Source organism: Ignisphaera sp., assembly GCA_038831005.1.
Classification (GTDB): Archaea; Thermoproteota; Thermoprotei_A; order Sulfolobales; family Ignisphaeraceae; genus Ignisphaera.
The window spans coordinates 14,314-40,267 of record JAWBKZ010000004.1; the positions used below are offsets into that span (position 1 = coordinate 14,314).

The 25,954-nt window shown below is 34.4% G+C and carries 28 protein-coding genes; 14 read left to right on the forward strand and 14 right to left on the reverse strand.

The features are described from left to right. Positions 1 to 66: 66 nt before the first annotated feature. Positions 67 to 306 carry a hypothetical protein gene (locus tag QXK50_04935; protein ID MEM2008507.1) on the reverse strand — a complete coding sequence of 80 codons (240 nt, stop codon included), beginning with the start codon at positions 304 to 306 and terminating at the stop codon, positions 67 to 69. Between the two features lie 699 nt (positions 307 to 1,005). On the opposite strand from QXK50_04935, the gene QXK50_04940 reads away from it, so the two are divergent. Together QXK50_04940 and QXK50_04945 are read left to right on the forward strand one after the other, a co-directional pair. Beyond that, positions 1,006 to 1,392: a Trm112 family protein gene (locus QXK50_04940; GenBank protein MEM2008508.1), complete on the forward strand. Its 387-nt coding sequence runs from the start codon at positions 1,006 to 1,008 to the stop codon at positions 1,390 to 1,392. Positions 1,393 to 2,987: 1,595 nt separating this feature from the next. Further along, the gene (locus QXK50_04945) at positions 2,988 to 3,191 is read left to right on the forward strand and encodes a hypothetical protein (GenBank protein MEM2008509.1); all 204 of its coding nucleotides are present in this window, start codon (positions 2,988 to 2,990) and stop codon (positions 3,189 to 3,191) included. A gap of 114 nt (positions 3,192 to 3,305) precedes the next feature. On the opposite strand, the gene QXK50_04950 is transcribed toward QXK50_04945, so the two are convergent. Beyond that, the gene (locus QXK50_04950) at positions 3,306 to 3,761 is read right to left on the reverse strand and encodes a hypothetical protein (GenBank protein MEM2008510.1); all 456 of its coding nucleotides are present in this window, start codon (positions 3,759 to 3,761) and stop codon (positions 3,306 to 3,308) included. Between the two features lie 154 nt (positions 3,762 to 3,915). On the opposite strand from QXK50_04950, the gene QXK50_04955 reads away from it, so the two are divergent. Next, positions 3,916 to 4,893, forward strand: coding sequence for a hypothetical protein (locus QXK50_04955; protein MEM2008511.1), 978 nt, complete (start codon positions 3,916 to 3,918; stop codon positions 4,891 to 4,893). Positions 4,894 to 5,101: 208 nt separating this feature from the next. Here the strand turns inward: QXK50_04955 and QXK50_04960 are convergent, their stop codons facing one another. Then, entirely contained in the window at positions 5,102 to 6,235 is a 1,134-nt protein-coding gene (locus QXK50_04960) for a radical SAM protein (protein MEM2008512.1), read from the reverse strand. Between the two features lie 86 nt (positions 6,236 to 6,321). On the opposite strand from QXK50_04960, the gene QXK50_04965 reads away from it, so the two are divergent. From QXK50_04965 to QXK50_04985, 5 genes are all read left to right on the forward strand, one after another. Beyond that, positions 6,322 to 7,422 (forward strand): aminopeptidase, encoded by a 1,101-nt coding sequence (locus QXK50_04965; protein MEM2008513.1) that lies wholly within the window; start codon positions 6,322 to 6,324, stop codon positions 7,420 to 7,422. 4 nt (positions 7,423 to 7,426) lie between these two features. Then, complete coding sequence (locus QXK50_04970; GenBank protein MEM2008514.1) at positions 7,427 to 7,783, forward strand: MGMT family protein; 357 nt, start codon at positions 7,427 to 7,429, stop codon at positions 7,781 to 7,783. 161 nt (positions 7,784 to 7,944) lie between these two features. Beyond that, positions 7,945 to 9,348 (forward strand): pyridoxal-phosphate dependent enzyme, encoded by a 1,404-nt coding sequence (locus QXK50_04975; protein ID MEM2008515.1) that lies wholly within the window; start codon positions 7,945 to 7,947, stop codon positions 9,346 to 9,348. 10 nt (positions 9,349 to 9,358) lie between these two features. Next, a complete protein-coding gene (locus QXK50_04980) occupies positions 9,359 to 10,099 on the forward strand; it encodes a ribonuclease Z (GenBank protein ID MEM2008516.1) in 741 nt (246 codons plus the stop codon). 62 nt (positions 10,100 to 10,161) lie between these two features. Beyond that, positions 10,162 to 11,499: a biotin carboxylase N-terminal domain-containing protein gene (locus tag QXK50_04985; protein ID MEM2008517.1), complete on the forward strand. Its 1,338-nt coding sequence runs from the start codon at positions 10,162 to 10,164 to the stop codon at positions 11,497 to 11,499. Between the two features lie 27 nt (positions 11,500 to 11,526). Here QXK50_04985 and QXK50_04990 read toward each other — a convergent pair whose 3' ends face one another. Together QXK50_04990 and QXK50_04995 are read right to left on the reverse strand one after the other, a co-directional pair. Further along, positions 11,527 to 12,462, reverse strand: coding sequence for an isoaspartyl peptidase/L-asparaginase (locus QXK50_04990; protein MEM2008518.1), 936 nt, complete (start codon positions 12,460 to 12,462; stop codon positions 11,527 to 11,529). Positions 12,463 to 12,545: 83 nt separating this feature from the next. Continuing rightward, a complete protein-coding gene (locus QXK50_04995; protein ID MEM2008519.1) occupies positions 12,546 to 12,905 on the reverse strand; it encodes a hypothetical protein in 360 nt (119 codons plus the stop codon). A gap of 176 nt (positions 12,906 to 13,081) precedes the next feature. Between QXK50_04995 and QXK50_05000 the strand changes: the two genes are divergently transcribed. Beyond that, entirely contained in the window at positions 13,082 to 13,846 is a 765-nt protein-coding gene (locus QXK50_05000; GenBank protein MEM2008520.1) for an ATP/GTP-binding protein, read from the forward strand. Positions 13,847 to 13,908: 62 nt separating this feature from the next. Here QXK50_05000 and QXK50_05005 read toward each other — a convergent pair whose 3' ends face one another. Further along, on the reverse strand, positions 13,909 to 14,901 hold the full coding sequence (locus tag QXK50_05005; GenBank protein MEM2008521.1) for a hypothetical protein: 993 nt from the start codon (positions 14,899 to 14,901) through the stop codon (positions 13,909 to 13,911). Positions 14,902 to 14,967: 66 nt separating this feature from the next. Continuing rightward, positions 14,968 to 15,381 carry a winged helix-turn-helix domain-containing protein gene (locus tag QXK50_05010; GenBank protein ID MEM2008522.1) on the reverse strand — a complete coding sequence of 138 codons (414 nt, stop codon included), beginning with the start codon at positions 15,379 to 15,381 and terminating at the stop codon, positions 14,968 to 14,970. 500 nt (positions 15,382 to 15,881) lie between these two features. Here QXK50_05010 and QXK50_05015 point away from each other — a divergent pair, with 500 nt between their 5' ends. Next, complete coding sequence (locus tag QXK50_05015) at positions 15,882 to 16,133, forward strand: hypothetical protein (protein ID MEM2008523.1); 252 nt, start codon at positions 15,882 to 15,884, stop codon at positions 16,131 to 16,133. A gap of 295 nt (positions 16,134 to 16,428) precedes the next feature. Here the strand turns inward: QXK50_05015 and QXK50_05020 are convergent, their stop codons facing one another. The 4 genes from QXK50_05020 to QXK50_05035 all read right to left on the reverse strand — a co-directional run bounded on the left by QXK50_05020 (position 16,429) and on the right by QXK50_05035 (position 20,209). Beyond that, the gene (locus tag QXK50_05020) at positions 16,429 to 16,998 is read right to left on the reverse strand and encodes a YfcE family phosphodiesterase (protein MEM2008524.1); all 570 of its coding nucleotides are present in this window, start codon (positions 16,996 to 16,998) and stop codon (positions 16,429 to 16,431) included. A 100-nt stretch (positions 16,999 to 17,098) separates the two neighbouring features. Continuing rightward, on the reverse strand, positions 17,099 to 18,151 hold the full coding sequence (locus QXK50_05025) for a histone deacetylase family protein (GenBank protein ID MEM2008525.1): 1,053 nt from the start codon (positions 18,149 to 18,151) through the stop codon (positions 17,099 to 17,101). 374 nt (positions 18,152 to 18,525) lie between these two features. After that, positions 18,526 to 19,188 carry a DUF47 family protein gene (locus QXK50_05030; GenBank protein ID MEM2008526.1) on the reverse strand — a complete coding sequence of 221 codons (663 nt, stop codon included), beginning with the start codon at positions 19,186 to 19,188 and terminating at the stop codon, positions 18,526 to 18,528. 10 nt (positions 19,189 to 19,198) lie between these two features. Beyond that, positions 19,199 to 20,209 carry an inorganic phosphate transporter gene (locus tag QXK50_05035; protein ID MEM2008527.1) on the reverse strand — a complete coding sequence of 337 codons (1,011 nt, stop codon included), beginning with the start codon at positions 20,207 to 20,209 and terminating at the stop codon, positions 19,199 to 19,201. Between the two features lie 244 nt (positions 20,210 to 20,453). On the opposite strand from QXK50_05035, the gene QXK50_05040 reads away from it, so the two are divergent. The 3 genes from QXK50_05040 (at position 20,454) to QXK50_05050 (ending at position 22,953) form a co-directional block, all read left to right on the forward strand. Further along, positions 20,454 to 21,347: a cation diffusion facilitator family transporter gene (locus tag QXK50_05040; protein MEM2008528.1), complete on the forward strand. Its 894-nt coding sequence runs from the start codon at positions 20,454 to 20,456 to the stop codon at positions 21,345 to 21,347. A gap of 31 nt (positions 21,348 to 21,378) precedes the next feature. Continuing rightward, positions 21,379 to 22,425 carry a zinc-binding alcohol dehydrogenase family protein gene (locus QXK50_05045; GenBank protein ID MEM2008529.1) on the forward strand — a complete coding sequence of 349 codons (1,047 nt, stop codon included), beginning with the start codon at positions 21,379 to 21,381 and terminating at the stop codon, positions 22,423 to 22,425. Positions 22,426 to 22,599: 174 nt separating this feature from the next. Next, positions 22,600 to 22,953 (forward strand): hypothetical protein, encoded by a 354-nt coding sequence (locus QXK50_05050; protein ID MEM2008530.1) that lies wholly within the window; start codon positions 22,600 to 22,602, stop codon positions 22,951 to 22,953. On the opposite strand, the gene QXK50_05055 is transcribed toward QXK50_05050, so the two are convergent. After that, on the reverse strand, positions 22,924 to 24,060 hold the full coding sequence (locus QXK50_05055; protein MEM2008531.1) for a hypothetical protein: 1,137 nt from the start codon (positions 24,058 to 24,060) through the stop codon (positions 22,924 to 22,926). The genes QXK50_05050 and QXK50_05055 overlap by 30 nt on opposite strands. 200 nt (positions 24,061 to 24,260) lie before the next feature. On the opposite strand from QXK50_05055, the gene QXK50_05060 reads away from it, so the two are divergent. Then, positions 24,261 to 24,410 carry a hypothetical protein gene (locus QXK50_05060; GenBank protein MEM2008532.1) on the forward strand — a complete coding sequence of 50 codons (150 nt, stop codon included), beginning with the start codon at positions 24,261 to 24,263 and terminating at the stop codon, positions 24,408 to 24,410. Between the two features lie 113 nt (positions 24,411 to 24,523). On the opposite strand, the gene ala is transcribed toward QXK50_05060, so the two are convergent. After that, positions 24,524 to 25,507, reverse strand: a complete 984-nt coding sequence (gene ala / locus QXK50_05065; GenBank protein MEM2008533.1) for an alanine dehydrogenase — start codon at positions 25,505 to 25,507, stop codon at positions 24,524 to 24,526. Between the two features lie 144 nt (positions 25,508 to 25,651). After that, a complete protein-coding gene (locus tag QXK50_05070; GenBank protein ID MEM2008534.1) occupies positions 25,652 to 25,924 on the reverse strand; it encodes a MazG nucleotide pyrophosphohydrolase domain-containing protein in 273 nt (90 codons plus the stop codon). Positions 25,925 to 25,954: the final 30 nt, after the last annotated feature.

The following is a 25,954-nucleotide window of genomic DNA, read 5'->3' on the forward strand; positions in this document are numbered from 1 at the left end:
AGCCATTTCCTTTGGTAATTCAAGTATCCTTGTAATCACTTCATCAATTTCCTTGATTACGGTATTCTAGGGCTTCTCGATATTCTCATGCTTATCGGCGCCACTAAAAACAAACACGAGAACATATAAATCAGCTATACTTGAAGAGATAGTCAAAGTCCTAGGAGCTGTTACTAGAGAAAAGATGTACATCCTTGTAAAGGATATGCCTAGAAGATAGCACTTCTTTAGAAATAAGTTGATGGATACTGTTCTTCCCATGTTTTTGAATGGTGCGATGTATTGTAAAGACTCTCTAAACCACACTTCTAGACCTATAGAACTTGTGCTTGTTCCTGAAACAATACATACATTAACTTAAAGAAAGTTATTATGTACACAAGATTTATTATTAGGTAAACTAGATCAACAACAAACATAGCTTATGACATCTGGCTAACTAGAGAGCCATAGTACATTGGTGGACCTAAATCAGAATGTATTGAACTAATGATAGATCTATAGAGCATTAAGCCCTGGATTACTTCGCTCCTCAAACCGGAAACAAGATGTGTGAGGTTATAATACCTACATTAATAGATGATGAAGTAAAAGATGATATATAGGGTATAGGGTATCATCCAAGTGTTTCCTGGGTAACTGGAGCTATATAACTTATGTTTTTAACTGAACCTTCAACAGATGTAGCTGTCGATTTAACAGAGATACTTAAACAAACAAAAAGATTATTTGGAGAAATAGACCCCGATTAAACACAGAATTATTGGTTAAGCAAATGAAAATATGTATGTTAATGATATTGAGGTTAAAAATAGAAGTATTTGCACATGATCCAGGTTATGCAAGTATCAAATAGATTCTTAAAGAATTTCACATAGCGGCCTATAGACCCGATATAGAAAGCACATATGCATTTGAACATTTAAAGAATGAAAATACTCAGATAATTGGATACTATATAGATAAAATATACAATAAATGTTTTAGAATACGGGTATTAAGCTTATGAGGTATGCAACAATAGACATAATAATATGCCCTAACTGTAGATTTTATCCATTAGAGGTAATTTCGTTTGAAACTCAAACAGTGAGCAAAAAGACTATAGAAATTTCGATACCTTTTTGCAGAACTTACTGTGGATTAAAGAAAGCTTTTCTAACGAATGTCGAAGCAAAAACAATGGTTGACTGTAAATTATGTCTTACAATAGACATAATATGGGGTCTCGTACTATGCCCTCATTGCTGTAGCTGGTATCCTATAATTTCAGGGTTACCTCTATTGTATCCCAATTACTTAAAAAACAATAGGAGAATAAAGGCACTATATAACCTATTTGAAAAAAGATTCTCTGACGCTCTAACGAAATTTTTGCATAGATGCAAATAGTGTTACGACCTTAAGTATCAAGAACTTTGATTAGAGATAATATGGATATGACGGTACCACTTCATTAATGAAATAATGTAAATACATATTCAATGCTACACGACGTTAAGAAACTATGACAAAACTAAGAAGTTAAAAGAACTAACTTCATGTCGTTAAGTTCATATAGGCCTAACAAAACCTGTTGTCAATTTAAAATTAATAAGTATGCTTAAAATTAGTCTTAAATAACTATATCTTTTTCTATAAACCATGTATCTATGAAGCCTGCTATAAGGGTTCAGGAATGTACTACACGTGAATTCAGTGGGTGCCGACCACATCACAAGATGCTCAGTGCGAGCTACATATCATCATACTGTTTTTATCGACTAGTTATTAGCCTAACGCAGTAAACCTCATACTGAATAAATATTTTTCTCCTATATAGCTTGATATTAGTATCGATATTTGTTACACGGATAATGCTTCTATTGGCACCATTTTTTCGGTATGGAGGCTCTAGCGTCTTTGTCCAAACCATTAACTTGGTTGATATTTTATTTAGATCTGGCTACTTGTTGAACAAGACTTTATTTTCTCCGTAATATCTTTGTAACTGAAGATATCTTCTTCCTCGATAGAATATACACATCCTCTATACATTAGTACAGCTTTATCATACACTATATGCGTATTTCCTGACTTTTGTCTTCTGTTAGAAATAGAACTGTTTTCCTGATTATCGGGAATTCCTCTTTCCAATCACTCTCTATAATACATAATACACATTCATCTGCTATCACAGCTAGTAGATATTACGAATAATTTACATTTGCCTACCCTCTTTCTACAGCTACTTCATCAAGAAGTAACCACCCCATCGCATGGAGAGAAGACAATAGTTCTCTCAATCCAACTAGTAAGATCATTGCTTTTAACTGATGTCTCAGCCCGTACTGGCATGACATATATAGCTCGATAACAACATGATACATTTCTCTAACAAGTACCATAAACGAAACCACTCTAGATTATTGGATATCTCTATGATTAAGATCCTTGGAAATATATATATAGAAATATAGAAAATTGTAGTAGAACCTCTGTTCACCATCAACATAACCGTAGAGTTCCTCTATTACACTGTGCACTACATCACTAGCTAAATTGTTCATGTATGAAGTACTGCAGAAGTCAGAGGCACATAATAGACATTTACGGCTCTACCGAGACCACTATCAATAACTACAAGGAGATAAAGGAGTGATTATTAAGGTGAGCTCAATAGAGCTTACCAGTACCAAGGAAGTTACAGTGGTAACCTCATACAATTGGTAACCAATACAGGTCAAACCTATGCATATAACACATAACTGGCCGCTACCCGTATCTCTTAATCAATTTCTCCTAATATACGATATAGAGAATTTGTAGTTTTTCATTTGCATATAGGTGTGGAACTAAATAGCTTTAGTTGACTAGATACCCTAATAGATAGACATATGACAATGTCTTATACAACAACATTTACTAGATGTAGAGTTTTAATTATTAAATGTATATAGTTATGTAAAATGAAACTATAATCGCCAATATATAACGAGTTAAGTTATATGGGTAGAAAGCTACTGTATGCTCCAGATATTTGTAAGGTGGTAGCCATAGACATAGCTATAGTAATTTGTGATAATAGAGCCTACAGTTATCATACATGTATAGATTTAATTATTGACAGTCTTTATGAGGTTATATTTGTTTATGGTATCCATAGTTTAAGCGAACTCTTTATCAAACATACATGTAGACGTAGGCTTTAGCTAATCATCTAGGTTACACAAAGTATGATATAGATATCAATTTTACAGCTATAGTTATACCTTATCTTCGATATTATCCAGTTAGGGTGTTAATATTGTTAACATACATATGACTTAATGTACAACTCGATCTAAGTATTTAGCTATATCATCAATTATTTCGTTAATACTCTTTATTATTGTATTGATGTACGGAGATGCTGCTATAACTGAAAACTCCTTCAACAACTTAATGTTTTGAACAAGACTTCTTAGAGATATAGATACCTCTACAGGTAGCTTAGTCATGATTTCATTAATTTCATTGCTACTCAGTTTATCATATTTGGCATAGAGGTCTTCATTAAGTACTCTCCTTAAGAACTGTATTGTCTTATCTAATTTTATCATCATAAGTGCAAAACCATCGTAAAGTTCCCTAAGCCTTCTATTCTTGATATTGTAGAAACACTCAACTAAATCTAGCCTCATATCGTAAAGCATCTTGTAAATGTATAACAAAATCTCTCTATCAACACTTATTTCTGTAGGCTTCTTGTTCCTAAACCTCGTCAATACATTCTTAAACATCATCATTTACCTGTCGACAAGTCTTGCATATGAATTCATACTTTAAATTAAAAGAGATTATAAAAATTTATGCTTTACTAACACATCATTAAACTACAGTTAGTGTCTGTAGTAATAGTTTTATATAAGCATAGAAATCAATAAGATGAGAAAAATGTTAAAGTACTTAGAACCCATCACGAGACTGTTTCACAATCCTAAAATGAGTATAAAGAAACATTATATGCCAAAAATAGTGTCACAAAAAGATATAGTAGAGGATCTAACCGAATTAAAGGTAATACCATTTGAAGCTTATTCAGCTCTTTCAAAAGTTATCAATGGTGATATTAAGAGCTTTATTGAAGTACATATCGATTCACATGTATGTACACAAATATCGTCTATGTGTAGAGAATATCCATATAGGATTAAGTACCTTATACATATGGATCCCGAATATGTGTTATTCTATTCTGAATGTATAGATGTTGAGATAGCCTATTCTATTATTTTTGGTGATATGGTTAAGTATTTTGAGTTTATAGAAGGATCTAGAAATAATGTTATGTTCCAGTGCGCAGTAATCCCTTCAAACATATTAATGACAGAAGCACTTAGATATACAAACTCTCTAAGAACCTCCAAAGGTTTAACCATAAAATCTAAACGCTTTCGTGAAATCGTTAAAGAATTGTCAGAAGCTGTAGAGGAGATTACTGAACTTATACTGGTTTTACCATGTATTAACGAATTTTCTATATCTGTTATTAACCAATTAATTGATAAAGCACATCATAACGATAACTTTAGAATGTTCATCGCAACTTCAGCACCATCTATATATGATGCAAGAAAATGTGGCATAAGCTATAGAAGCTTCTTTATTTCTTACTTGGAGATCATGAATAATGCAAGAGAATTTGATCATATATATCTGTGTAATTCAGAGGCAAGCAATATCGAAATAGTCATAAATAGAGCTACATATCTATCATCATATGATATAAATCTCAGACCTGAATCAGAATTCATATCAGTACAGAATACTTCATTCATTGAAAACTTTATACTCAAGTACTTAAGAGACTGTCTATGTTCATCTAGTTTAGCAAGATATAGAAGAACCGTTTCCCGCTCTAGGTTTTTGTAGGTTTTCCTAGGGCGGGTCATCACGGTTTCCCTGAGCCCCCTCCCCACGGTCTGCCATGGGTCTCGGAAACCCAGGGTCACCAAAACCTTTTAAGCACCTAGGGTTTATAAACCTTGTCCAATCTGATCGCATCAAGAGCTCTAGGCATCCTAGAGAGACCTACAAAAACCTAGCACACTAAAACAGTTGCACACCCTAAAATCAGATTCTAATTCATAGGGACCATTTTAACCATTGTCCTTGATGTATAGGATATTGTTAGCTTAGCAATAGCAAATACCTTTGTTGATCCTCTAAGCCCTTCTACAATTATGTGATCATTTCTAATATCTATACACTTGTACTTCAATCCTATAAAATCTAAGTATTCAGCAATATCGTTATGGTTAACATCATATCTCTTTCTACTATTTCCACAAGGACCTAGAGAACACATGAAACAATAATCGTTATGCGAATCTACGTTAGCCATACACGCCGTCCTAAAGAATTTTGCACCATAATCTCGAGCTTTTTTCTCGATAATGCTAACAATATCGTCTACCTTTATAGAGATCTGCTGAGACATGGTTTTAGGTGTTTTAGGAAGCCTCATAGTTATCTCGCTTATATCTATACCCTTATTCTTCAATCTATGGAGGATCTGTTGCGTTACTCTTAATGAACCACAAACTACTCCTCGAATTCTGTGTTCTACACCTAGTTCTATTATTTTATCTATTTCTTTGTCTGTAACCCCTGGTATGATAGGTCTAATAAACAGATAAACAGATAACCCTGCTCGCGAGGCTACTGCTACACCGTTGAGTCTATTCATAGGTTCTGGAGCACGAGTCTCTAAGATCTTTGACTTACCTATGGTAGTTAATGTAACCAATATACTTATACAAGGTTCAGCATGTTTTAATCCCCTAGCTAGAGCTTCATCTATAACACACTTAGTTGATACTTGTGATGGCAGTGAGAGCCATTTATACACGTTCTCTATATAAGCTAGCGCGAGATTTTTTGTTTTAGGTAAAAATGGTTCTGTTACCGATCCATATGCAACAAACGTTTTTTGAGGTATAACGTAGGGATTTATAGATAGAGAATATACCATCTCCAGGGGTTCTAGGGGGTATGGTTCAACCTTTACCGGTAAACCCATGTCATATATATAGCAATAGGAGCAAACATAACTACAACCAATACCTGTATGAATTGTTATTCCACAAGGTCTAGGCATCCTCTTGCTATGATGATCTCTTTCAGCTCTCTCTATAGACTCCCTACTTAATAGTTCACTTAATTTGGCAGATATTCGTTTCTTCTCCTCTATGAGTCTGAGTATTTTTCCCATGTCTATTATCCTACGTATTCATTAAATGAGGATCTACTTCATTTATATTTCTCCAAGAAACTAAAAATATGTTGAACGTGATCGATATGTGGAATAAATATGCGAAACTTATAGTTGATTATTGTGTGAATATCGGGAAACTGGACGAGGTTGTGATAATATCGTCTGTAGAGGCTTATCCCCTAGTTATTGAGTTGTATAAAGAGGCAATTAAACGTGGAGCCCATCCTAGGTTTTTACTTAGCGATGATACAATGTCTGAGATATTCTATAAGTATGCACCTACGGAACTTCTAGAATATTCATCACCTATAGATAAGTTCATTATGGAAAATATCGATGTAAGAATATCAATACTTTCACCAACACATACTAAGCCTTTAATGAACATCGATCCTGAGAGAAGGAAGATTAGAGAAAAAGCACTTAAAGAACTTAAACAGATATTTATGAATAGAGAAGCTAGTGGAGAACTTAGATGGGTTGTAGCGGCTTATCCAACAAAAGCTATGGCTCAAGAAGCAGGCATGGGTATCATAGAATTTGAGGAATTTGTTATTAAAGCTGTTAAACTTTATGAAGAAGACCCGGTTAAAGCATGGATTGAACAAGCAAATAATCAAAATAAGGTGATAAAGCTTCTCTCTAGAGTTGATGAACTTAGATTCGTATCTAAAGATACTGATCTAGTTGTTAAAGTTGGAGGTAGAACGTGGATTAACGACGACGGTAAAAACAATATGCCTGGAGGAGAGGTATTCACAGCTCCTCATGAAGATAGTGCCGAAGGATATATAACCTTCACGTATCCTGCTATTTATGGTGGCGTAGAAGTTGAAGGAATAAGACTAAGGTTTAGGAATGGTAATGTTATTGATGCTTATGCTGTGAAGGGAGATGAATTCTTAAAGAAGATTCTAGAAGTAGATGAGGGTGCAAAGAAAATAGGGGAACTAGCATTTGGTTTAAATTATAGTATAGATAGATTCACCAAACAGATACTGTTTGATGAAAAAATTGGTGGAACAATTCACATCGCACTAGGTTCTGCTTACTTAAGAACTGGTGGAAGAAATGTATCTGCCATACATTGGGACATGATAAAGGATATGAAGGATGGCCTAGTTTATGTTGATGGAGATCTGGTATACAAGAACGGTAAATTTATTATAGATGATGTAGTGTAACCTTATGTCTTTTCACGTAATAGAGCTCAAAAAAGGAAGTATTCATATCCGTAAAGCAGACTATAGTGATTTAAAGGAACTGGTATACATATTGGTTCAGCTTATTCCTATAGGTTATGGTATAACCTATGGCGATATAGCTAAAGCGCTTAAAATATCTCCTAGACTTGTTGGCAAGATATTGATGGAAAATACTAAGCCTATTATCATACCATGTCATAGGGTAATCGGTATAAGAAGTATTGGTGGCTATACTGTTATGGGAAAGAGAGCTGACGGACTGAAGAAGAAGTTGTTGAGTTTAGAATCTAAAGGAGATCTGAAAAGATTTAATCTAACTGGTTATCTAGGTATCAAGTGAGTAAGTTGCATTAAAGGAGTCATCAGTTATCCTGTATACTAAGAAAGAATGCATAGATTATCTATATAAGAACATCTGCAGAGATTTTTTGCCTCACTAAATTCATTTTAGTTAAACCATTTATAAGATTTCCTACTCAGTATCAAGAGGGTATCAACAGTATGCTTAACCTTGTTTGCTCTATATGCGGAAAAGAATATGATAATATTATATTGAAGTTATGTAGAGGCTGTGGTTCTCCTTTATTTTTCGTATACGATATCGGTAGAGAGAAATTCAGGGAATACCTTGATAGTGCTCTCAATCTGTTTGTAGAAGGTGTATGGAGTTATCGTCGCTTATTACCAACAAGAGATGCTGGTGTAAGTCTAGGAGAGGGATGGACTCCTTTAATAGAAGCCAAGAACATGTGTGAGAAACTAGGCATTAAGATTTACATAAAGAATGAATCGCTTAACCCAAATAATACGTTTATTGATCGCGGAGCTGCCGTTGATGTACAATTTGCATATGAAAATAAATTCAAATCATTAGTTACAGCCTCGCCTGGCGACTACTCTATCTCTATAGCCTCATATGCATGTGTACGAGGCATAGAAACATCACATTTCATACCTAGAAACATTGAATCTTGGAAAGTATATAGACTTGCCCTAACAAATACATCAATAGTCTTTACCGAGAACTATGGTAAAGCCCTAGATAAGGCTATAAAACAGTCTACTCAGAAAAATCATTATCTATCCATACCACTTTCACCAACAGTTATCGATGGCTATAGAACCATTGTGTTTGAAATTCTATCTATACTTAAAGATGATGTTGATTGGATTTCAATACCTGTAGGCGATGGTGTTCTAGCATCAGCCATATACAAAGGTGTTAATGAAGTTAGCGAGAATTTATGTATTGAATCGCCAAAGATACTCCTAACCAAAGTAAGATACATTAATGAAGAAAGCTTGCTTGATGAGATGTCGAAGACTATGTTATCTGAACTAGCTATTGAAAAACCGTTAGCTTCAAAACTTATTCAAAGGATCTTGAATATGGGTATTATGGTGGAAGTTGACGAGAACGATATACTTAGAGCCTTATACATGCTTATTACTGAAGAAGGGGTATTTGTAGATCCTGTAGGTGTAGCTAGTTTAGCAGGTGTGGTTAAGGCAATTGAGAACGGCGTTATTAGTGTCAATGAGAGAGTCGTTACGGTACTTAGTGGTAGTCCATCGAAAGATCCTTACGTACTGTATAGAATTCTTTCAAATAATACAAACATAAAGAATGATATTAGATACCTAATAAAGAGAGAAGATATTTATATAAATGAAATCCGAAGAGAAATCCTTAGGATTCTCTATGAATTAGGCGAAATCCATATGTATGGTATATGGAGAGAACTTAGGAAAAGAGGATACGTACTAACTCTTCAAACACTATATCATCATGTAAAATACCTAGAGAATCTGGGTTTAGTAAAGGTTATTGGTAAAGACGGTAGAAGAATCTTATACATGATAACTGAAATTGGTTTAGAAATATTATCTAAGGTTTCATCATAGGTGGTGATAAGTGGTACATGTAGTGTTTTTAGGTGTAGGTGGATGGATTTCAGAGCCGTTCCTAGGATACACTTCATTAATTATTGAATCCGGAGATAAAAGAATTCTCATCGAGGCTGGTGAAGGTACTTACAGATCTTTAAGACAATGCGGCTATGACATCACAGACATAGATTTAATTGCTATCACACATAAACATGGTGACCATATCCTAGGTATACCCACATTAGTCTTGATGGCTCTTCATAAAGGTAGAAAGAATATAGAAATAATATCTATATATGATGTTATAGAGTCTCTAAAGATGCTCTTCAACAGTGTTGGTATGGGGTATCTTGTTGATTATGTAAAGTTTACGGAAATTCGACCAGGAGATAGTGTACATCGTTACCAGTTTGTACTGAACTCTATAGAAGCTCTGCATACTGTTCAAGCTATTTCCATTAAAGTAAATGTTGACAATAAATGCATAGCTTTTAGTGGTGATACCATCTATAACCCGCTATTGATAGATTTTGTTAAGAACTGTGATGTCCTTATACATGAGGTCTCTAGTTATAGTGATGTTGTGCATAATTATGGGCATAGTAGCTATAGAGATGCCATACATTTAGCTTCCAAAGCCGGTATCAAGATCCTTGTTCCTATACACTTTTACAGATTGCCATTACCTATAGATCTAAGTCTTTTTGAAAATATCGAAGAGATGCAGATTTTCGTACCATCGCCTTGTACTGTACTAGAGCTGTAGAAGTTATAATGTAGATAGCTTTATTTATTCGGCTCAACGCATATGTGTATAGGGTAATTTTAATGAATAGAATAGAAAAACTGTTGATAGCTAATAGAGGAGAAATAGCTATCAGAATTATAAGAACGTGTCGAAAACTTGGAATAAAAACGGTGGCTATTTACACAAAACCAGATTCAAATGCTATGCACACTAAATTAGCTGATGAAGTTTATTTTCTTGGCTCTGATCCTTACTCATATCTTGATGTAGATAAGATTATCTCAATAGCTAAAAAGAGTAATGCTTCAGCTATCCACCCTGGCTATGGATTTCTTTCAGAGACCTCTATATTTGCTAAAGCGGTTGAAGATAGCGGCATAGTCTGGATAGGACCACCATCTAAAGTTATAGAGCTGTTGGAATCAAAATCCATGGTTAGAGCAATTGCTTATAAACTCAATATACCAGTGGTTCCTGGATCATTAGAACCTGTAGATATGGCCCAAGCAAAAAGAATAGCTGAAGAGATAGGTTATCCCATATTCATAAAAGCCGATAGAGGAGGTGGTGGTAGAGGTATAAGACTAGTTAATAGTCTAGAACAATTAGAGAAGTTATTCGATATAGCTGTTGAAGAAATGAAATCGTCATTCAGATCTAACAAAGTGTATGTGGAGAAATATATTCCGTATGCACGTCATATAGAGCTACAGATTTTAGCCGACATCCACGGGAATATCGTTGCTCTAGGAGAGAGAGAATGTAGTATTCAACGAAGATACCAGAAGGTTGTTGAAGAAGCTCCATCACCTATCGTCACCCACGAAGATCGCGAGAGACTTTATGAATATGCTATTAAATTTATGAAGCATATTGGTTATGTAAATGCTGGAACCATGGAATTCCTTAGAGATTGTAATGGAAACTTCTATCTTATTGAGGTTAATAAGAGAATACAGGTAGAGCACCCCGTTACGGAAATGGTTACAGGTATTGATATAGTTGAACAGCAGATAAGGATAGCTGAAGGAAGAGAGCTCGAAATAAAGAGTAACGTATATAAATTCAATGGCCATGCGATAGAGGTTAGAATATATGCTGAAGATTTTGAGAAAGGAATGCCATCGCCAGGTACAGTAAGTTATGTTGAGTTTCCAAATATTGAAGGCATAAGGATTGACCATATGCTTGAGCCTGGGACTTTCATACCACCTTTCTATGACCCCATGATAGCTAAGGTTATAGCAATAAGTTCCGATAGATATGGAGCTATTACGAAACTTGTTGAAGCTCTTAAAATGTTTAGAATAGAAGGAGTTAAAACCTCTATCCCTATAGCTTTAAAGATATTGACATCAAGAGAATTTGTTGAAGGCAATATCCATGTCGAAATCTATGATAAACTTGTTTACACGTAAAATCAGTTCTTTAGCACCTCATACAAATCACACAAATATATGTAATTTCTTATTGGAATCTATATAACCCCAGGGCATAGCCTTAGTATTGTGATTGCCATAGATATTTCCATCCTTATCCATAGCTATAACACCTACTGTACCCATTCCATAATTATTTGATATAAGTGCTATAGCATGGTCTACAGCTTCTTTAACTACAATACCGCTGCAAATGTCATTAACCACCTTAAACGATAAAAATGACATTATTATGTATTCTCCTATACCTGTTGCTGCAGCAGCTCCACACCTCTTTGCATAGAATCCCGCTCCTGGTATAGGAGAATCGCCGACCCTTCCAGGTAGTTTTAGAAAAACACCACCAGTACTTGTAGCCGCGGCAAATTCATTCGACTTGTCTTTAGCTATAGCTCCTACAGTATCTAGAAATCCTAACTTTATCCACAACTTAATTGAGTTTTCATAGAACCTCCTCTCGATAACTCCTTTCCTTATCTTTTCAACAATTTCGCTGTACCTTTTCATAGCCCTCTCTAGCGGACCTGGATGTTTTTCTAAACCTAACTTCATTGCAAGAGTGTCTGCAGCATCACCAACTATTAACACATGATCAGTATTCTCTAGAACATATCTTGCTAACCTAATGGGGTTGCGCGGATATTTGACATAAGCAACAGCACCAGCTTTACTGTTACCGCTATACATTATACCTGCATCCATAGATATGTTTCCTGAAATATCTACTGTACTACCTAAACCTGCATTAACTAGACCTGAATCCTCAAGTACACTTATCGCATTAACGACCATATCTATACCAGAGCCCGTTAATCCAGCTCTATATCCTTCCTCTAGAGCGTCTCGAACGAGTTTCTCAAGTCTGTTTTTCAGACCATTGTCTATACTCCAATCACCAGCACCTAAGTGAACAGCTAATATCGGTGCTCCTATATTTCTCACCAATCTACAGAAACAAACCATCAACTATAAATATTCAGCTTAATTAACTTGCTACTTCTGTGCCTTATAATCATTATTTAGAATCATGATAAAGTTTGATCAAAGAAGACAGATCTTCTATAAGGATTAATATCATATCCCTTTGTGATCTCATTTAACCAAGATCTATACCATAGATGGTTGTTACCCTGTTTGCCATTACCATTTCTAGTACTATAACCATTCCGATCTTTTCCATTAGATTTAGAACTCATATACATTTTAATAGCTACTATAGCTGCAGCAATTTCATCGAGAATGTCTTCAGTTATTCTGTTCCCATTTTTAGAAAAGCCATTGATTGACACAGTTATACCGTTATCGAATACGAGAACAAAACCCTTACTCTCATTAGAGATAAGGTGTTTACGTGATATATATTCATTCTCGTCAATAAGATCCATAAACTTCACTCATGTGTCGGCTACTATTATACTTTCCCTACTTTTCTTTTAACAGATACAAAAAGCTTTCGCTCTCTGATATACATAAGTTATAGACTTTCAACATGCTAGAGCATTATGTTCCTCATATGCAAACGAAATAAGCTGAGCAAGTAATAAGAGTTACTGTGATATAGATGACAACAAAAACTATAGCTGTATTTATTGGACCTGCAGGTTCAGGCAAATCTACTACTGTCTACGCTTACTCTAAATGGCTCTATAGAGAATTTGGCTACAAGACATATAAAGTTAATCTTGATCCCGCAGCAATCTTTATTCCCTACGAGCATGATTATGATATACGGATCATAATTAATATAGATAGAATCTCAAAAGAATACCGTCTAGGACCCAATGGTGCTCTTGTTAAGTCCATGGACATCATATCTAGTAAAATAGACGATATAATACATGTATTTAAAGATATTGATAATCAATTTATACTCATTGATACACCTGGCCAAATGGAAATATTCCTCTTTAGAGATATAGCTTACAAACTTATGAATAGCTTGAAGAAATACTTTAGACATGTTGTGGCAATATTTGTTACTGATGCAGAGGTTATGAAACGCTACGAAGATTATGCATTCCTAGCAATAATGACAGTAGCAATACAGACCCGACTTGGTGTGGATGTTATTCCGGTTATAAATAAAATCGATATAGCTAATGTGGATAAAATAGTTGGAGATATAATTAGCGATGTAGATACTATTACTAAACATTTGATGGGCCAAGGTGTATATGGAGAGATGATGAGCAATATACTGAACACTATAGCTATGTACACTAAAGTCACCAGAATACCAAAAATATCTGCAAAAAATCTTCTAGGATTAGAAGAGCTACATAGACTTATCCATGAAATTACTTGTGTTTGTGGTGATCTTACGTAAACTACTTACTAATGCAATACAGTATTCATTATATCGAAAATGAGCAGATTAGCAACTTATTGCTAGCTGTAACCTAGAAGAATACACATCATAAAACTTAAGAATGATGTAAATAGATATATCGAATACATTATGGTAATAAGCTCTTTTTCGTTAAACGAGCTTTTCGCAAATATCAATAAAATCTTGACAAATGTTAATTGATGTACCCCTAACTTTGGATAGATACAACCATTTCTATCTACATATGTGGGCCTATCTATCTTTTCTTTCTGTATGAATCCTCTGACAGATGAAACATAGTAGAAACCGTTTAAGAACATAGGTATCGAGGCTAATACCACAAAGAACTCTAATCTAAGGAGTACGGTAATAAGGAATAGTAATGAGCCTAAGAGATGTGAGCCTGTATTCCCATTGAATAGTTTTGCTGGATATATATTGAACACTAGATATGATATTATAACAACTACTATAAGTAGAGCAATGTATATGTCCTGGAATTCCGCACGTATAAACAATTTTAATAGAAATGCAAATAAGCTAACTGTAAGTACGAACATAGGTAAGGTTCCGTTATGAGTATCTATCATATTTGCGCCATTAACATATATGGTAGAAGATAAAAGAATCAGTAACGGGTATACAATATGTATTCGTGTGTAACCTATGAAAGGTAGCCAAGGTCTTGGCACATAACAGCCTAACATTAGTATTGGTACCGCGGGTAGTAAACCTAGAATTATCTTCCACCTAGACCTCAAACCAATAATGTCATCTAGAAAACCTAAAAGTGTTGCAATAGATAAAGAAAGCATTGATACAATAAACAGTTTAGAGTCAATCATGTTCAAAAAGAGCATCAAATACAGACCAATACAAAATCCTAGATAGAGCGCGAATCCCCCTATACATGGAACAAAATGTTCGTAAGGTTTATGTACATCTCTACACAAGAATCCGAACTTTTTTTCAATAGCTATAGATGAGACTGCTGATACCATTGTTACTATAGATGAAACTATAGAGACAAGTATTATTGGTACATAATTCATCAATATTTCTCACCAGAACTAAAGTAACTTTTTAGCATCTAGATAGATTTAAGGTAATTAAAAAGCTTATTCCTGATGCCGTCGCGAATAATTTAATCCTTCAATAAATAAAAGTACAAAAGCTATAGATGAGATCAGTAACGTTATTACCCTATCAATATTGATCCCATGAATTATACATGATATTACTATACCTATATCTATTCCCAAGAAGAAGAATGAATATATAGTTAGTCTGTGTACAAGTGCTCTACCTATAATCACAAATTCTTCAGGATTTACTATCTCTTTAACTCTATAGCCATCACCTTCTTTCTGTATAAGACTCAATTCTTCTAATCTCTTCAAATGATAGTGAACAGTACTTGGTGAAAGATGTAGTGCTCTAGCTATTTCTCTGACACCTAATGGTTCTTTGCTTCTTACTAAATGCATATATATCCTCATGGCTATTCTAGTGAGCTTAATCTTCTTATTCAAAATGCTGAACACCCTAAACTTTACCCTGTACTCAAAATATAATTCTGATTCTGGAACACATACTGTACAGATAGCTGAACTGTTATTGTCTAAACACAATCTGATAATTCATGAATTGTATAACTATTGATAGAACGAATAAAATAGATACGATAGAAAAAGTAAAATTAGATGTAACAATATCTTACACTTGGAATAACTATAACATTAGTACCATATACATCGAACATATGTAAAGAACATATAGTCACATCTTTATCTATTAAAGAAAATTAAAAAGCGTAACTACAGAATAACAGTTATCATGCCATTAAATAGAGAGGAAATTAACCGCTCGACCCATAGCATCATCACCAGATACCCATTAAGAACTCTTAATAACACTATACGTTACAAAACATGCTAGAGTTAAGTTTGATAATTTTGGCCGGTTGTTCATTAAGATCTACTGCTATAACTACTCCCGCTTCCGAAATTATGTCTTTATCGATATCAATAGAATGGAGACATCAATATCAAAAATCTCTGAAACAAATATAAATAAAGTATCTAAAATATCCATCAGACATTGTTATGGTGAGACACTATGTGATCATCATGCTGTAGCCTTTGATAATGAGTATGAAAGGATATATGAACCAATATCAATCTACGAACATGGCTGTTACGACCACACTAAAGATGGAATCCTTGTCTTAAAGACAAAACAATTCTATAGACGTTCTCTCTATACTTCAACAAACGAACATTAGAAGAGCTATAGTAGATGATTTATTTACGATATCCTTCAAAGTAATTAAGGCATATAATTATTAGCCTCCAGAGGAACTTGACGAGATACCTTTAGCTAGAGGAAAGTAGTATGGTACTTTTGGCGCTCTTGCAGAGTCTAAGGATTATCTAAAATATTTTAAAATATTTTAAATTAACATAAAATAAAGATTATGAAATTAAGCATTTATACCTAGATGGATGTATATATTCTCTGCATATAGTATTTTTATGGTCAATTATGTCCCGTCATCTCTCATAGCTTATAACCTTACGTTACGTGAATCTGTAGTTCTCAATTCTTTTTAGTTCAATCTTGTCACCTATAAGTTCGTAGAGCTTTACCGTTACTGTACCATCACTATATACCTCTAATTCTATAAATGATGGAAGCATTGTACCTCCACCACCTCCCCATACTCCAGTTACAGAACCTGGATTAATATGTAGAATGCCTGCAGAATCAAGTGATATGAATGGATAATGTGTATGTCCTGATATTAATATCGATGTTCCAAGTCTTCTAGCTACTGTTGAAAGAGCCTCTATATTTCCTCTAGGTCTAACTTGATCACCATGAACAACTCCAAACCTTATACTATATATATCGAAAACCTCTTCCTCAGGTAAATCTAGGTAATCCATATTGCCTTGAACTACATACATATATTTTCCAAAATGTTTTATCTGGTCTAGGACATACTCTTCTGTTAAATCACCTGCATGAACAACAATATCGTACCTACTTAGTTTAATATGATTGATGATTTTGACATCGATTTCTGAGGCTCTTTCTGGTATATGGGTGTCGCTAATCAATAATAAAACTGTTTTCTCTTTCTTCACTAATATCTACCCCATAGGTTTAATGAAACTTACTAACTTATTAAGGGGTTAGATTGGCTATAAGGTTAATGAACTTCTAGAGAATATGTTATTGAGAACTTCAAAGCTTGTAGAAATCCTTAATAATGTTTCGCATACTCTTTACTGTATATATTGTTGTTCTAGATGCTTCAGCTGTTTCAATATTTATATCTATTGGCTCAACGAATCCTTTCAGTAGTGCCGGTAATCCTCTCTCCAAACCTATACTATATCCGCCTTCCAGAACAGCTATAGCACTTATCCCTAACTCTTTAACAAACTGACTGATTACTGATCCAAAGAATTTGTAGAAGTTCTCCGTTAACTCCATGGATGCTAATCCATCATCTTTATAAGCATCAAATCCTGCTGAAATAGCCAATACCTTGGGCTTTATGTTGTAGATTAGTTGAGAAACTATCTCTTTAAATACATAGATATAATCATTATCACCACTAAACGAAGACATAGGTATATTTATCTTGGTCCCATAACCTTCTCCACCACCAAGATCATTACTATAGCCAGTCCCAGGATATATACCATGTTCATGAACATCTATATGTACTACGTTTGGGTCCTCCCAGAATATTTCTTGAGTACCATTTCCATGATGAACATCTATATCAATTATGGCTACAGGTTTGTAACCTTTATCTAGAGCATACGTTGTTGCAATAGCAATATTATTGAATACACAGAACCCTTGTGTAGGTGCGCCCATAGCTCTACCATTCAGACCTACATGATGACCTGGAGGTCTAGCAAGAACAAAAATTAATGTTCCTTTAGTGTCTAAAGCTATCTCCATTGCGTGTGCAGAAAGATATGAAGCGTAATTAGCTACAGCACAGGTGTCTCTACATACATAAGTATCACTGTCAATAAAACCCTCGTTTCCGCTACTACAGAAATTATCAATTAGAGCTATATAGTCTTCACTATGTATCCTCAACTTGTAATTACGATACCTATCCTCAACAACATTAACATTCTTTATATGTTCCCAAAGATCGTTAGCTCTAATTCCATTCAATGCTATATCTAAACGTTTGGGATTCTCAGGATGGTAAATACCCTGAGGTGGTTTATGTCTATAAAATATACTATTGTAGAAAATAATCATATTCATGTTTCAAAATCCTCTAACTCGCTATGTGTATCAATAAACATAGTATGTATATCACTAAATAAATCTAGCGATACCGTACCTTGTAAATGGATTAGTGTACTGGATACCAATAAAGTCGTTTCTTAGATACTCTGCGATGTACATAATTTAATAAACAGTATCATTGTTTTTATCAAATCTCGTAAAGTGTGTATCGCCAATTACAAGAAATTAAAAGATGAGGTACATCGTTAATTCCCATAGTCTATATTCAATCTCCTTCCAAGAGTTAGAGATATAAAACGTCATTATTACAGCATCATATGTTAACTCTTATGTACTTATGTATTAGAACAATATATAGGTACTAATAAATATATTATTGAACTACAGGTTTATATTGATAGAAGTGCTATTCTTCTGAACAGATCTCCTACATCTTCACACTTATCTGCTGCACTCTCTATAGAGTCCATGACTTCTTTAATCAATATGCACTGTGAGGGCTGTGTATTATTGCAGAAACTAAGTACAGATTTGAATAGATCATGTCTAATATCGTCAACCTCTTCTTCTAGAGATTCTATAGAGTTAGCTATTTCTAGAACTTTCTTAGGATCCTTAGCTAAAGTATCTACAGCCTGTTTGATTAAGTCTACAGCATCTAGAACTTTTCTAGACATTGATATAAGTTTCTTACCTATATCGTTTGGTATTCTGTTTGGTGCATATAGTGCTGCTCTTCTACTCCATGCCTTAGCATAATCAGCTATATCATCAGTCATTATTATTAATCTCACGAGCTCTTCTCTATCTATTGGATGAAATATCTCTCTAGACAATTCTGCTAAAATACTCCTTTTGGATTCATCAGCTCTTCTTTCTGATTCAAAAACATTTTGCCATTCCCTTAAAACTCCCTCTTCACTTCCTTCAACTAGAGCTTCTATAAGCTTTTCTGCATGTTTTACCACATCTATAACCTTATCAACGTGTCTTACATACATTTCGAGTATCTCTTTTCTTCTTCTCATAGATATCCAGCTCCAAAACGTCACATTACGGCACCTATATAAAGGTTTTAATAAGAAAGTATATAGCTATACTTGCCGAAGCTACTAAAGGCAATGTTAAGATCCAGGCACTCATTATGAATACTATGGTTTTCACGTTTACTCCCCTAAGGCCTCTATTCTTGGCTATGCCTACGCCTATTATGGATCCTGCTGTTGCGTATGTCGTTGATATAGGTAATCCATAGCCAAACAGTATATACGGTAGTGTTGTGAAAATCCATACAACTAAAGCATTAGAGGCTTCAGAAGCCAGAGCCATAGGTATATCGAGTCTCGTAATCTTGAAAGCCAGAGTCTCTACAACTTTTTTACCGACAGTAAACCCCCCTAATGCTATAAAGAATGATGCAAATATCGCGAGAAGTCTCATAGTCTCAGTATCAGGTATTCCGAGGTACCTGCTTGTAATAGTTACATAAACACCTGTTGCATTACCAACATCGTTTGCACCAAAGGAGTATGCAGAAAAAGTTGTAACAAATATGAGAATGACCTTAGCTATACTGTTGTCTATAGACCATCGACTAAATATCCGGCTAAAGAGATTGTAGAGAGGTATTGCTAAAGCTATTGATGCTAAAGGAGATGAAATCCAGCTAATTATAATCTTTAAAACGGCATCAATCTTTATGGACATAAGACCGCCTTGTAACCATTTGGCTATACCTATACCTATGACAGCACTAGTAACACTATGTGTCGTAGATATTGGTACCCCCTTGAGAGTTGCTATAGTTATCCATATAAAGGTTGCTAAAGTTGCTGCTACAGCCTCAACAACATCTATATCTGGAACAACACCTCTACCAATAGTCTTCATAACCATATAGCCCTGAACAATAGCTCCAACAGCTTGAGATACAGCAAACAAAGCCATAGCCTTCTTTACATCAAGAGCCCCTCCACCAACAATAGCATCTATAGAGTTTGCTGTATCATTACCACCGATAGACCAAGCTATTGCTGCTGACAGAGCTAATCCAACCATTAAGAGTGAAAACAATTATGTCACCATATTTATGCAAAAGGTCTTTAGAACAAAAGCGATTTCTATAAGAATAATATAGATCAATAGGTAAGGTTTATATAGATCTATATATATGACGTTTACATGTATATAGATCTATATAAACAATAAGGTCTACGATTGTTTGTATGTTTTGTTGATAAGCAATTAGCTTAAAAACTAGGTGCACTAAGTATTAATAACCTTACTTGATCTTGTGTATCTGAGGTACTCTACTAATATGCATGTTGTATACATATCATTTTCAGTAAATCTCGCCACATTAACATTCAAGATCCTGGGCTTTATTGATACACACTCAATTTCACTTTTTGCAGATGTTCTTAACGATTTAGGTGACTGTATAGGTCTAGGTTTCCTAATATTTGGCTTAATACTCTCAAAAAAGAAGAGAAGTAGTATAGCGTATCCGTTCGGTATGAGTAGGGCTCTCTACGTGTTTAGTTTGATATCCATATCTATTATAGGTGGCTTCCTTTTCTCCATATCGTTTATAAAGTCTATAGAAGTCTTACTTCATGATGGAATCCTTAGTTCGAGTAGCAAGGCTATAGTATTTGCTCTGATAGCTTTAATCCTCAACAGCTTTAACATGATGATCTCAATAGCTTCCAAAAATGATTTTGACCCTGTAACAACAGGTACCTTTGTAGATAGTATGGTAGATTTCTTTGGAAGCATTATAGCATTTACATCTGTTGTGACTGCGAATAACTTTGTTGATGGTATAGGTGGCGTTATTGTTTCTATAATACTCTTGATCTCGTCCATAGTACTTGGTTATAGATACTTCTTAGTTCTCATAGGTAGAGCTCCACCTAAAGAAGAACTCTTAAAAATACTTAACACAGTTTTATTCATACCTAATGTAGCTGACGTTAATGAGCTTAAAGCTATCATGCTAACCGAGAATGAATACCTTGTTGTACTTGAGGTCGAAATTAATGAAAACATAGAGGTAGAGGATTTGGAAACAGTTAGCAAGATTGTAGAGAACGAAATCAGAAAGGCTATACATAAGGTTAAACATGTAGTTGTAGAATTTGTTTCTAGAAAAAGAGAGCCCCCAACGTATAGAAGAATAATTGAGGAAATAAACAAATTAAAAGAGTAGTAGAGATATAGATCAGGCATAAGGGGTATCTATGAAGGCTGCAGTACTCAGAAATAACGTAGAGATTAAAGCTGAAGGATGCAGCAGAAGATATCCAGAGCTTCCATGGATTGAAGAACCTCTGTCTATAGACGATGTAGATGATCCCATCATAAACTTTGATCAAGCTTTAGTTAAGGTATCTGTATGTGGTATGTGTTATACGGATATAGATATTATTGAGGGAAGAATTAAATGTAAACTGCCTGATATACCCGGGCATCAAATTGTTGGCAAAGTTGTTGATGATGGTAAAAATGTGAATGAATTCAGTATAGGTGATAGAGTTGGTATAGCATGGATAGGACACACATGTAATCAATGTCTCTACTGCAGATCTGGGCAAGAAAATTTATGTGAAGAATTCAAAGCTATTGGATGTCATATAGATGGGGGGTATGCAGAATATGTAGCTGTATATAGCAACTATATGTACCGTGTACCAAAGAATTTAGATGATGAATATGTCGCTCCACTTATGTGTGCAGGTGCTGTTGGTTATAGAGCTTTGAAACTTGTCCAAATGATTGACGGGCTTAGACTAGGATTGTTTGGCTTTGGATCATCAGCACACATAGTTATACAGATAGCTAGAAAACTGTATCCCTCTTCAGAAATCTATGTATTTACGAGAAGTGATCACCATAAGGATCTGGCTAAAAAACTTGGAGCAGACTGGGTAGGAAATCCTCAAGAAGATCCTCCAAAGAAAATAAATAGAGCAATAGATTTTACACCAGTAGGAGAAACAGTTGCTAGAGCTCTAGAGGTTCTAGATAGAGGGGGAAAACTTGTTATAAATGTTATAAGAAAGCAAACTGATGTAAACCTAGACTATTTAAAACATATTTGGCAAGAAAAAGAATTGAAAAGCGTTGCAAACGTTACTAGAGCAGATGTAAAAGAGCTTCTAGAAATAGTGAAATTACATCCAATAGATATACATATCCAAAGCTATACATTAAATAATGTAAATAAAGCCTTGAGAGACCTAAAAATGGCAAAAACAAAAGGCTCACCAGTACTAAGAATATCTTAATGAGATCTATACGGATTATCGTATTATTAATTACATATTTATTTCAATTAATCTTGAATTGAATAATATATGTAATACAGAGATTATAAATTTTGTGATCTAATCATGAAATAACCCACTATCTTCACATATATCAGATACCGTACTACATAATTCATTGAGGTAGATATATTTATGAAGAAGAAACTGATTAAGGATATAGAAAGAGAGACATCAGAAACTGCACCAGGTTTTCTACATGTTTTGAACTCATTATGTCTAAAAAGTTATGGTAAAAAATGTATAGATCTCTTACTACTAGATCCAGAAAAACTCATAAACATTGTTTCCAATTATACAAATAATATCATGGAGACCAAAACCATAATCAAGCTGCTATTCATTAAGCCACTTTTATCCGCTATTAATGAAGAGTGTGATCTTGATCAATGGACGGAGCTATTTATCTGTGATCCAAATACATTTAAAGAAGAGATCTCAGGACTGATGAAAAATAAGCTAGATCTCAATACACTCAGAACTTCTTAAATGATTTAAAATTATAGGTATAGGATCTTCAACATACTTCCAGGACTTTATCGAAGGAACCCACTCCGTATAAGGAATATTAACAACACTTGTGTAGCCTTTTACAAATATATATTCAAAAGAATCAACAATGTATCCCTTTAATTGATCAAGAAACCAAAGCAAATTATTCTTAAATTCTGAAATCCCGCCCTCAGGTAGAGATAGATAAAGTATAACCTTTTTACTATTGTTGCACCAGCTACAAGCAATCATGAGTGGATGCCTAGCTATAGATAAGCATAGAGCTTGTGGATCAATTACACCATCAATAACGATGCCCATCTTTAGATTCGATATGTAGGCAGTTTTTGTTATAGCTACCCTGTATCCAAAAATAAATTTTGAGGCTCTATTAACAGCTTTCCTAGTTTTCTGTAGTGCAAACTTTTTACTGAACTTGTTACCAAGAATTTCAGATAATTCTTTAAGTGTAAGTGTAGGATTTATCAGAAGTGCGTCTAGTACACTTAGCGCAAGACCATCTATCTTTGGTTTTCCATCCCAGTCACTTGGTAGAAATAGCGGTTTACTAAAACATGATTCAAATGACTTACTATTGACGATATCTTCTATAGGTCCTTCAATAGCTCTAAGTAAATACTCTGGCAATGGTTTAGATCTGATAACATACTCATAAAGATATGTACTTACATCAATACCTCTAACACCTTCATAATTCCTATAGATATTAACCATATTCTCGGGAACATACAAGGATATCATGACTATGTTAGGAATAGATAGGACAACGGATCTAACAAAAGGTATTGATGTAGTCACATTGGCGAGACCGTTGCATTTTCTTACTTTCTTGACTTTAGTAATAATAGCAATACCCTTTAACCTAAGTTTGTGAATAAGAAGATCGGGTATGAGAGAGACACCCATGTTATCAATGAATTTAAAGAAACTCTTGACATATTTTGTCTTTCTGTATCTAACTATTCCTTCATCTCTCAATTCTCTGAGAATCTCTGAAGACGTTAAAACACTTGATACATAAAGATGCTCTAGAATTTTCGAGAGCTTCTTTTCAGCTACCTTGCTGAGTCTAACTATGGTCAAAATATCACACATCCAAACTCTTCAATATATAACTACACTACTACTTAAAAATATCTGTTAGAACTCCTTTATAAGTGCTTCAAAATTACGAGATCATGGAGCATCAAGATAATTAAGTTTCTAGATCAAGCACCTAAAGAATCTTTGTACTTTAACACATAATACTCCATTTAGATAATACAGAGATTTGGTGCCAGCAGATGCAAAAAAGAGAAATCAGCATACTAATTAAATCAACCAGATATCTCCCAATAATAATCATGATTATAGCATTATTGATGTCGATCATAAGAGTGAGTATAGTTCATACCGGTGGTACCGAGAACCCCAAGGATCCATCTCCTATCTAAGTTCAATACAAATATTAAGTCTTTTTACTATTGTAGATAGATCTTCAACTAACGATTTACTCATTCTCTTAATTCTTGATATGCTTTAGTCTCTGTTTAGGTTCTTAAATTCATCATAAACTGATTTTTTGTGCTCTACCTCTTTCTAGTGCTTCTACATAGATGTAGTGTGCCACTATTACGTCTTGTATTGCTAATCCTGTGGAATCGAATATTGTTATCTCTTTATCTGTTTCTCGACCTTTCTTTATTCCTGCAACTATCTCCCCTAGTTCAGCATATACGTCTTTTACAGATATTATCTTCTGTGATATAGGCACATTTATTTCTCCACTATGTACTGCTTGTTCTATATCATCCACAACTATTTTTGCTCTTTTTAGTATTTCTGGATCTAGCTCTTGTTTTCCTGGTGCATCTGCTCCCATAGCGTTTATATGTATTCCTTCATGAACCCATTCATTTTTTACTATTGGTTTTCTACTTGGTGTTAGTGTAGCTAATACATCTACAGGTTCAATAGCCTCTCTAGGAGTGTCAACAGCTATTGTTTTTATTCCTAGCTTTTCTTCTGTTTCTTTAGCCAATTTTTCTGCTTTTGATTTAACTACATCATATATGTACACCTTTTCCATATCTACAATCTTTGAAAAGGCCTCTATATGGAATTTTGCTAAGAATCCTGCACCAATTATCCCTATAGAGGTTGCATTAGGATTAGCTAGATATTTCGTTGCTACCGTAGCTGTCGCACCTGTTCTCGCACCTGTTATCCATGTTCCATTCATTATACATAGAATTTTACCTGACTTTGGGTCGAAGAGCAGTATTGTTGCCATAACCGTTGGAAGTTTATAGACATCGGGGTTCATTGGATGTGAATTCACAAGCTTCACCCCAGCTATATCTAGCGATTCTAGGTAGGCAGGCATAGCCCTTAAGTCTCCTTGATATTTATCAAAGAATAGATATACTTTTGGTGGCATTTGAACTCTTTTTAATCCTTTTTCACGAAAAACTATCTCCATAAGTTCTATGACTCTACTCATATCCATTATGTCTGATACATCTTTATCGCTTAGAATCAGCACCTTCATTTTTATCACCAAATAAATAGTATTGGATCCGCATATATAAGTTTTATGTAATGATGTTTAAAGATGTTTAAACTACTTACACTAAGAAATATAAATGTTTTAAGTACTACGTCAAGTGTAACAACATGTTATATCTCTTACACATTAATCTACATCTGAGATACATATCTTTGAACCACTGTATTTCTTTTTAAATGCTTTCGAAACATCTACATTAAGTAAATTAGCTATACTTAAGGTCCATGCAATAACATCTGCTATCTCTTCTTCAATACCCTCTTTATCGCCATTTAGAATTGCTTCAGCTAATTCACCTACCTCTTCAATAAGCCACGTAAATGTAGCATAAAGACCTCTTGCGCTGTCTCTCTCAAGGTATTCTTTTTTTATATACTCTTGAATACACTTCAGATCCATGTTTATAACCAGTATATAGTGTATATCGAC